This is a genomic window from Microbacterium sp. MYb45, from assembly GCF_002979655.1.
Classification (GTDB): Bacteria; Actinomycetota; Actinomycetes; order Actinomycetales; family Microbacteriaceae; genus Microbacterium.
Genome location: NZ_PCPG01000021.1, coordinates 18,775 through 27,739, shown reverse-complemented (window position 1 = coordinate 27,739; position 8,965 = coordinate 18,775). Strand labels below are relative to the sequence as shown.

Sequence of the window (8,965 nt, the reverse complement as noted above, 5' to 3'; positions counted from 1 at the left end):
GGGCAAGTACCCCTACGAGCAGGCCTACCTCCCCTACAACCGCCTCCTCGACGGCACCGTCCACGACTGGTGAACGCGGGGTGGTCGCGCCCGTGAGCGACCCCGGGCGCGACCACCCCGCGCAGTAGGCTGAACGCATCATGGACGAGTTCATCCAGGGCTTCTGGAACTTCGCGGGCAACTACTGGTGGCTCATCTTCCCCATCATGGGGATGGCCGGCGGTGCCGCGAAGGCGTGGGAGCAGGGTTCCAAGCGCCGGCACGAGCGCCGCCTGGAGACGCTTCGCATGAAGGCGCAGCTGAAGACCGCCGAGATCGAGGCGCGTGCGCTCACCCAGCAGGCCAAGCGCCGCGGCCCTTCGGTGGTCGACACCACGGCATCCGTCGTCCCGAACGACCTGGTCGCACGCCTGTTCGCCGAGCACGACGAGATCACCGCCCGCTGGCTCGACTACGAGCTCGACGTCGCGAAGCTCATCGCCTTCCCCGCCATGAGCGACGGCCGTCAACCGCTGACCGCCGCGTTCCTGCGCGCCAAGAAGACGGCGGATGCGCTGCGTCCGGCATCCGCCGAGGCGAAGGTGTCGGAGCAGCAGATCACCGAGTATCTGCAGGCCGTGGGCGACTACGCGGTCGCATTCGAGATCGCCGAGAAGGATGCCCGGCGTCTGCGCGACTCGACGTTCACCGCGCCGGAGCGCAAGCGCCTGGAACGGGCTCAGCAGCTGCTCAAGGTCGCGGTCGACGAGTCGGCCACGCAGGCAGAGCGCAACGTCGCGTACAAGCGCGTGCGCGAAGAGCTCGACGGCCTCATCCTGCTCTCCGACGACGCCGTCACGGTGCTCGAGAAGCAGGTGGCGAAGGAGATCTCCGCCCCGGAGACGGCCACCCCGGAGCCCGAGCGGATGCCGCTCCCCCTCCGCGACGAGAAACCCCGAGACGCGAGCACATCCGCGGGCCCCGCCCGCATCCCGCCTCTGCCGGGCGACGACGACGGAGGCATGCCGCGGTGATCACTCGGTTCGAAGAGCTCGACTGGCAGACGACGCCGATCGGCGATCTCATGCTGCGCCGGCGCACGGAGCCGGCCGTCGGGCAGGAGATCTACGAGGTCAAGCTCGGCGACGAATACCTGATGTCGAGCCTGTTCACAGTGGCAGAGGAAGAGCTCGCGAATCTGGGGCTCGCCGCGGTGGTCGGTGACGACCTCTCGGTTCTCGTCGGCGGACTCGGGCTCGGCTACACCGCCGTCGCGGCGCTGCGCGATGCGCGGGTGGCATCGCTCACGGTGATCGATCGACTGGGCGCCGTGATCGGCTGGCACGAGCGCAAGCTCCTGCCCGCGTCGGCGGAACTCGTCGAGGATGCGCGTACGAGTCTGGTCGAGGACGACTTCTTCGCCGTCATGCGGTCGGCACCCGCTGAGGGGCACCGCGGGTATTCGGCCATCCTCCTGGACGTCGACCACTCTCCGCGCCACCAGCTCGACCCGACGCACGCCGATCTCTACGACGCCGCCGGTCTGCGTGCGCTCGACCGTCATCTCGCCGCGGGCGGGGTCTTCGCCCTGTGGTCGGATGATCCGCCCGACGACGAGTTCATGGTCGAGCTGAACGCCGTGTTCGACGACGCCGTCGCCCACATCGTCGATTTCGACAATCCCGTGACCGACGGGGTCTCGTCGAACACCGTGTACGTCGCGCGCAGTCGGGGAGCGGGCTCCGTGTCGCTCGACGCCGCCGAGCGCACCCAGCCGAGAGAAGAAGCATGACCCCGGAGAACGTCACCGGTCCCGTCGCCCGTCACGCCGAAGGTCCCGTGTGGTGGCCGGGCTGGGGTGGACTGCGGTGGGTCGACGGAGAGGCCGGCGACCTGCTGACGCTGCGCGCCGACGGCGTGACGCGGCAGCACATCGACGACGAGTACCTGGCGTTCGCGCGACCGCGCACCAACGGCGGCCTGGTGGCGGTCGGCGCCCGCACGCTCTACCTCGCGGATGACGTCGACGGCGAGACGCGCGCCGTGGCGACTCTGCATGAAGACCCGCGAGTTCGCATGAACGACGGATGCTGCGACCCGCGCGGCCGCCTGCTCGCAGGTTCCATGGCCTACGACGCCGCACCGGACGGCGGGTTCGTGCTGCGGCTCGACGCGGAGCTCGCGGTCTCGACCGTGCTACCTCGGGCGACGATCTCGAACGGCATCGGCTTCTCGCCCGACGGCCGCCGCGCCTACTACGTCGACACCGCCACCCACCGCATCGACGTGTTCGACGTGGCCGAGGGCGAGCTGCGCGGACGGCGGGCATTCGTCTCGATCCCCGAGGAGCAGGGGTCCCCGGACGGACTGACGGTCGCCGCAGACGGCAGCGTGTGGGTCGCCCTCTGGGGCGGCAGCGCCGTGCACGGCTACGACGCGACCGGAGCGCTCGTGCAGACGATCGAGCTCCCCGTGCCGCAGGTGTCGGCGTGCACGTTCGGCGGTGACGACCTCGGCACCCTCTACATCACGACGTCAGCGCAGGGCCTCCCCGACGACCACGGCACCGAGGCGGGCTCGGTGTTCGCCGTGCAGCCCGGAGTGCGCGGGCTGCCGGTCACGCTGTTCGCCGGTTGAGACGGGCGCGGGCCTAGCGGGATCGGGCGCCGCAGGAATCGCGGATCGTCAGCCTCGGCACGATCGAGATCTGCTGTACCGGCGACTGATCTCCCTCGGTGATCCGCGTGAGCAGGAGCGCCGCGGCCATCCGCCCGATGCGGTGCTTGGCCGGCGACACGGCTGTCAGTGGCACCGGGGCGACGTCGGCCACTTCGTCGTCATAGGAGACGATGGCGAGATCCTCGGGCACACGCAGCCCCCGACGCTGCGCAGCGACCTCGAGGAGCGTGGCCTCGCGATCACCGAAGACGAGGGCCGCGGTGCAGCCGCCATCAACCATCTCCTGGAGCACATCGTCCGCGTGGGTCTGCAACCACTCCGCGCTCGTCCTCGAGACGATCGTGCTCACCATGCCCTCCAGGTGCGGGACGGATGCCTCATACCCGCGGCGGACGCCGGACGACGGAGCGGAATCAGCTCGCAACGCCAGCGCGATCCGGCGGTGGCCGAGCCGGTGCAGGTGCGAGACCCCCTCGAACGCCCCGGCCTCATGATTCGAGCAGACGTACTCGGTCGGATCGAAATAGCCCAGGCTCCGGATACGTCTCTCCAGCATCACCACCGGTATCGGAATGCTCTCCAGCCGGCGGAGCAGGGCGCCGGGATCGGCATCGTCGGAGATGATGGGCGTGATCAGCAGACCATCGACGCCGGACTCGACGAACCGGGCGATCGCTTCCTGCTCGACGCGCGAGTCGTACTGGGAGGTCGCGAGAGCGATGGAGGTTCCCGAGCCCGAGAGGCCCGCCTCGATACCCTGCAGGACGGTCGGGAAGTAGAGCCGGGTGTCGGGAATCAGCACGCCGATCGTGCGCTGTTCGGTTCGCTGCCTGGAGGCACTCGACACGTACATGCCGGACCCTTGGCGGCGGAGGATCAGCCCTTCGTCGACCAGGACGTCGACAGCCCGCCGCACGGTGCTGAGCGAGTAGCCCGTGGACTCGACGAGCTGCTTCTCGGTCGGCAGAAGGCTGCCCAGCGGCCAACTGCCGGCCGCGATCCCTCTACGAAGCTCCTGCGCGAGCGCTTCGAACTTGAGCGCACGAGGCGTGAGGCCGGACGGGGTGGGATGCACTGCTGTCATTGCTCTTCCGATCAGTACACCCGCACCTGGCCCACCTGGACCAGGTCGGAGCCGTTCGTGCGGTGGCAGACGAGCCGGATCCGCGCCGTCGCGACGGGTTCGAACGCCACGGTTCGGTGACGTCGACGATTGTCCCGCACCGTGCCGAGGGTACGCCAGTGCCCATCCACGAATGCTTCGAGATCGAAGTCGGCGACGATCTCGGGCGGTATCCGGTGCTCACTCCGGACATAGTGGAGATTGTTCACGTAGGCATTGACATCGTCGTTGAACACGACGCGTACCTCCGACGCCTGGACCTCGCGCTCCCACTCGAGCGTGAGGATCTCCGGGTCCCCCGCGACCAGATCTCGTCGCGGACGCGACGACCACATCCGCGGCCCGCCGTACGGGCGCCCGTATCCCCCGACGACGTTGGCCGCCTCCAGACCGGCCACCGCGCCTTCGCACCGGGTGGCGAGTCGAACACGTGCCAGCTTCTTGATCCCCCAGCGCACCACGTCGTCGGGTCGATCGGCGAGAAGATGGGCGTCGATCTCCTCGACATGCGCCGAGACGGGGCGGGTCATCGAGACCGTGCCGAACAGATATTGGCCGCTGGTCCCCCACCGCACTCCCGGGGTCGCTTCGAGGACGACGACGGTCGACGTATCCGGGCTGCCGCCGGCGGGGAGCTCGTCGAGCAGCGACACCCAGCCGACATGACCGGCGGGGAGCTCGATGCTGCCCGAGTCGAGTCTCACGGCAGGGAAGTATGTGCGGCCGTCGAGGGTCTCATGCACGGTCCAGGAGACGGAGGCGTCCTCGTCGCTCGAGAGGTGCACCCGCACCGGCCCCGATTGTCCTCGCGGAAGCAGGAACGCGGTGTCGTCCGCGAGCAGGAGCGAGGAATCCGGTTCTTCCAGCTCGTCCCACCGGAGCTCCGACGTCGCGGTCGCCCGTGCCCGCAGCGCGAGATTCGCAGGGTCGTCATCCTGCACGCCGATGAGCGCGGCATCCTGTCGGGTCAGCCGGCGCTGCAGTGTTCGGATGTGCGCAGCGTGGAGTTCCGCGGGCGTCCAGTCCGATGCCGCGCACAGCGCCGCGGCGGTTCCGGCGGCCTCGCCCATCACCGCGCACGTCGCCATCACGCGCAGCGAACCGAACGCGACGTGCGTGGCACTCACGTTGCGTCCGGCCATCAGCAGATTGCCGACGTCGATGGAGCGCAGGATGCCGAAGGGGATGTCGTAGGTGCCGCTCGGGTAGATCTGCTGAGCGGCGGACCGAGGCTCGTACACGCCCTTCGAGGGGTGGAGGTCGATCGACCACCCGCCGAATCCGATGGCGTCCGCCTTGCGCGTCGCCGAGACGACGTCCTCCTGCGTCATGGTGTGCGCGCCGATGATCCGGCGATACTCCCGCTTGCCCGGAACCGACCCGACCCACTCGAGAGTGAGGTTCTCGGCATCCGGGAAGCGTCCGGAGTTCTTGATGTGATCCCAGATGCCGTAGATGACTGCCCACAGCTCGTCCCTGATCCGCTCGTTGTCGGCGACGATGTCCAGCTCGCCGCCCCATTCGATCCACCAGTAGTCGGCTCCGTTGTCACCGGTTCGAAGCACCCGGCTCTCCGGGATCGTCGTGGCTGCGAGGTCTATCGCGAACGCCGGCGGCACGAACGGCACCGGTTCGGACTCCTTGCGGGTGTAGAACAGCAGCGTGCTGCCCAGCGTGAGCTCGTCCTCTTCCTCCGGTGCCAGATCCTCACCGAAAGCTGCACTCGCCTCCCGGCCGAGTCGCGTCCGAGCACCGGCCCGGGCCGCCACGGATCCGTCGCCGGTGGCATCCACGAAGGTGTGCGCGGCCACAGTGACCTCGCCCTCCGATCCCAGCACGATCCCGCCCACCGACGAGATCCGGTCTCCGTGCATCCGCACCTCGGTGATGTGGGTGTTCAGCAGCAGGGTGATGCGCGGCTCCGCCTTCACGGCATCGAGCACGACGAGGTCCCAGTAGTACGGGTTGCCGAGCGGATTGCGGTACTCGTTCTCGACATAGAGCTCACCGATGATCCCCGTCTCGCGCGCGAAGCGATGATGCCCCGTCGCCGTCGCACCGCAGACCCAGACCCGTACCTCGCTGCTCGAGTTCCCTCCGAGCACCGGACGATCCTGCACCAGCGCCACGGTCGCTCCGTTGCGCGCTGCAGCGATCGCTGCCGCGACACCGGCGAGCCCACCGCCGATGACGGCGACGTCGACATCGTGCCTCGTCCGATTGCTCATGATCCCTCTTCCGTTCTTCCCGGTTCCCCGGGGCTCACGCGATTCGCGAAAGGTCTTCGGCCCGCACCCGGTGCGCGAGCTCCTCGCCCGTGAGCACTCGAATCGCCTCGTCGACTGCTCCTCGGCCGAGCCGCTGGAGATCCGACCCCGTGGCACCGGCGAGATGGGGCGTCAGGAAGACGTTCTCCAGCGCCCACAACGCCGAGTCGGCGGCGGGGACCATGGGTTCGGTGACATCGAGGATCGCGAAGAGATCGCGGGTGCGGAGCACGTCGATGAGGGCGTCCTGGTCGACGATCGATCCGCGGGCGGTGTTGATGAGCGTGGCACCGGGGCTCATGCTCTCCAGCAGCCGACGGGTGATCATCCCGCGCGTGCCCGGAGTGGCCGGGGCGTGCAGGGACACCACGTCGCTGTCGCGCATGAGCGTCTCCAACGACGTCAGCCGGGCACCCAGAGAATCCGCTTCGACGGCATCGACGTACGGGTCGTAGACGAGCACCTGCAGATCGTGTCGTGCGATGAGTCGCGCCACCGCACGCCCGACGCGGGACGCTCCCACCAGGCCGACGGTCTTGGCCGTGATCCCGAGCGTGTCGAGACGCGGCCCCCGATCGAGCGTCGCACCTTCGCGGATGTAGTCGCGACGCAGTCGGAACACGCCTTTCAGGCTCGCGACGATCATCGCCGCCGCGTACTCGGCGACCGCCTCCGCGTTGCGCTCGACCTGGGTCGAGACGCGCACGCCCGTCTCCCACGCGTCGTCCGTGAGGAGCCGCTTCACCGAACCCCCCGTGTGGATGATCGCCTCGAGCGAGGAGAACCCGTCGAGCACGCCGGCAGAGATCTCGTGCGTCCCCCAGCTGGTCAGGAGCACCTCGGCGGATCGCCTGTCCTCCACGTCGAGCACGCTCAAGTCGCCACCCACGTGCACGACCCGGCCGTGCTCGCGCAACGGCGCGAGCACGTTCGCAGGGAACAGTCTGTCGGCGTCTCCGTCGTCGGCGCTGATGACGATGGTCGGGAGCTGTCCGCGACCTCCAAGATCACTTGACGGCACCGGAGGTCATCCCTTCCATGATGCGGCGACCGACCCACAGATACAGCAGGATCATCGGATAGATGACGATCACGACTCCGGCGAACAGGCCTCCCCAGTTGGAGTTGTACTGCATGGTGCCGTACAACCGGAGAAGTGCAGCGGGCAGGGTCTGCTCGCTCGGAGAGTTGATCAGCACCAGCACGAGGAGCGCTTCGTTCCACATGTGCAGGAAGTTCAGGACGAACGCGCTCTTCACCGCCGGCCAGGCGACCGGCATCATGATGCTCCAGAAGGTGCGCGCGGGCGACGCCCCATCGAGCGCCGCAGCCTCGGGAAGCGCTGAGGGAAGCCCCCTGAAGGCGGCGGTGAGCAGGAAGATCGTGAACGGGAGAGAAGTGCCGACGTAGATGAAGACGAGCGTGATCCGGTCATCCCACCAACCGAAGAGGATCTCGACGGCGAACTGATGCACCTCCGTCTTCGCGATGAAGAGCGGTACGAGGATCGTCTGCACCGGCAGTGCCACGCACAGCGCCGTATAGGTGTTGATGCCCGAGATCCATCGTCGCGAACTCCTGGCGAGCACATATGCGGCGGGGGCTCCCAGCGCGATCGTCAGAGAGGCGGAGATCGTCACGATGACGATCGTGTTGAACGTCACGCCGCCGAAACCGGAAACCGTCCACGCGCTCACGAAGTTCTCCCACTCCGGCGATGCGGGAAGACCGAAGGGTGTGGCGAAGATCTCGCTGTCCGACTTCAGGGACGTGATCCCCACCCACACCGCCATCAGGAGGTTGAACGACACCCACACCCACAGCGCGACCTGGATGCCGCGCGGGATGACGATGTCACCGATGGGAGCGGTCCACCGACGATGCCCGGTACGCCGGAGGCGGGGGTGGCGGCCGGTCTGCACCGGCTGCTTCGCCTCCTCGGGGGCGCGAGGGGGGCTGGTCATGGTCGTCATGACAGTTCCACCTTGTCTCTCTTCAGAAGTCTCCGCACGAGCATCACCAGGACCGAGGTGAGCAGGAAGAGCACCATGCCGATCGCCGACGCGTAGGCGAGCTGCGGGCTTCCGTCCGGACCACCGGTCGTCGCGAGGTACTGCTGCACAGACGCGGTGCGCGCCTGGATAGGCGGCACGCCCTGGGATCCGACGAATGCGATCACGATCTCGAACGTCTTCATGCTGCTGATGATCCACAGCACGATCGCGACCGAGAGCGACTCCCAGCTCAGCGGGATGGTGATCATCCGGAACTGCTGCGTGCGAGTCGCTCCCGCAAGTTCCGCTTCCTCATACAGGTGCGCGGGGATCTGATCGACGCCCGTCGCGACGATCGCGAGGTAGTACCCGCTGACGCTCCACACGAGACCGACGATGATCACCTGGAACACGACGTCCGGTGACAACCAGGCTCTGCGCAGGGCATCGAGCGAGAGTGCTTCGAGGATCTGGTTGAAGCCGCCGTTCGGGTTCAGGAGGAAGCCGAACGCCACACCGATCGCGATCGGCGAGATGATCACCGGCACGAACACGACGGACCGGATGAATGCCCCGCCCCGCATGCCGCGTAGCGCGATCAGTGAGGCGAAGACCACCGTGAACACGAGGATGCCGCCGACGATCAGCAGCACCGCCGTGTTCACGAACGACGAGCGGAACGCGTCCGACGCCCACAATCCGATGTAGTTGCGCAGGCCCACCCAGACGACCTCGTCTCCCGGTCCCGACCACGAGGTCAGCGAGATCACGGCCGTGAACACCGATGGAATCACGAGGGTGATGGTCATCATCGCCACCGCGGGGACGAGGAAGGGCAGCGCGAGCCGATCGACACCGGTGGCGTCGGTCGATGCCTGCCGATCGGCGCGGCGGTGGAGGAGGAGAGGGGTCGCCATGGGGAG

Annotated in this window: 8 protein-coding genes; 3 read left to right on the top strand and 5 right to left on the bottom strand. The window is 67.9% G+C overall.

Annotated elements, in window-relative coordinates:
* The first annotated feature begins 140 nt into the window (after positions 1-140).
* From CQ034_RS19200 to CQ034_RS19190, 3 genes are read left to right on the top strand one after another with little or no spacing between them, the layout of a single operon-like run.
* Positions 141-1,013, top strand: coding sequence for a hypothetical protein (locus tag CQ034_RS19200; RefSeq protein WP_258134287.1), 873 nt, complete (start codon positions 141-143; stop codon positions 1,011-1,013).
* Positions 1,010-1,771, top strand: a complete 762-nt coding sequence (locus CQ034_RS19195) for a spermidine synthase (protein ID WP_181156388.1) — start codon at positions 1,010-1,012, stop codon at positions 1,769-1,771. Before CQ034_RS19200 ends, CQ034_RS19195 begins: the two co-directional genes overlap by 4 nt.
* Positions 1,768-2,616, top strand: a complete 849-nt coding sequence (locus CQ034_RS19190; RefSeq protein ID WP_105712356.1) for an SMP-30/gluconolactonase/LRE family protein — start codon at positions 1,768-1,770, stop codon at positions 2,614-2,616. The genes CQ034_RS19195 and CQ034_RS19190 overlap by 4 nt, the downstream gene beginning before the upstream one ends.
* Before the next feature lie 13 nt (positions 2,617-2,629).
* Here the strand turns inward: CQ034_RS19190 and CQ034_RS19185 are convergent, their stop codons facing one another.
* Genes CQ034_RS19185 through CQ034_RS19165 form a run of 5 tightly spaced genes read right to left on the bottom strand, consistent with a single transcriptional unit; the run spans position 2,630 to position 8,959 of the window.
* Entirely contained in the window at positions 2,630-3,742 is a 1,113-nt protein-coding gene (locus CQ034_RS19185) for a substrate-binding domain-containing protein (RefSeq protein ID WP_051662348.1), read from the bottom strand.
* 11 nt (positions 3,743-3,753) lie between these two features.
* Entirely contained in the window at positions 3,754-6,009 is a 2,256-nt protein-coding gene (locus CQ034_RS19180) for an FAD-dependent oxidoreductase (protein ID WP_105712355.1), read from the bottom strand.
* A gap of 34 nt (positions 6,010-6,043) precedes the next feature.
* Entirely contained in the window at positions 6,044-7,069 is a 1,026-nt protein-coding gene (locus CQ034_RS19175; RefSeq protein ID WP_105712354.1) for a hydroxyacid dehydrogenase, read from the bottom strand.
* A complete protein-coding gene (locus CQ034_RS19170) occupies positions 7,056-8,021 on the bottom strand; it encodes a carbohydrate ABC transporter permease (RefSeq protein WP_219860821.1) in 966 nt (321 codons plus the stop codon). Before CQ034_RS19170 ends, CQ034_RS19175 begins: the two co-directional genes overlap by 14 nt.
* Entirely contained in the window at positions 8,018-8,959 is a 942-nt protein-coding gene (locus CQ034_RS19165) for a carbohydrate ABC transporter permease (RefSeq protein WP_105712353.1), read from the bottom strand. The genes CQ034_RS19170 and CQ034_RS19165 overlap by 4 nt, the downstream gene beginning before the upstream one ends.
* Positions 8,960-8,965: the final 6 nt, after the last annotated feature.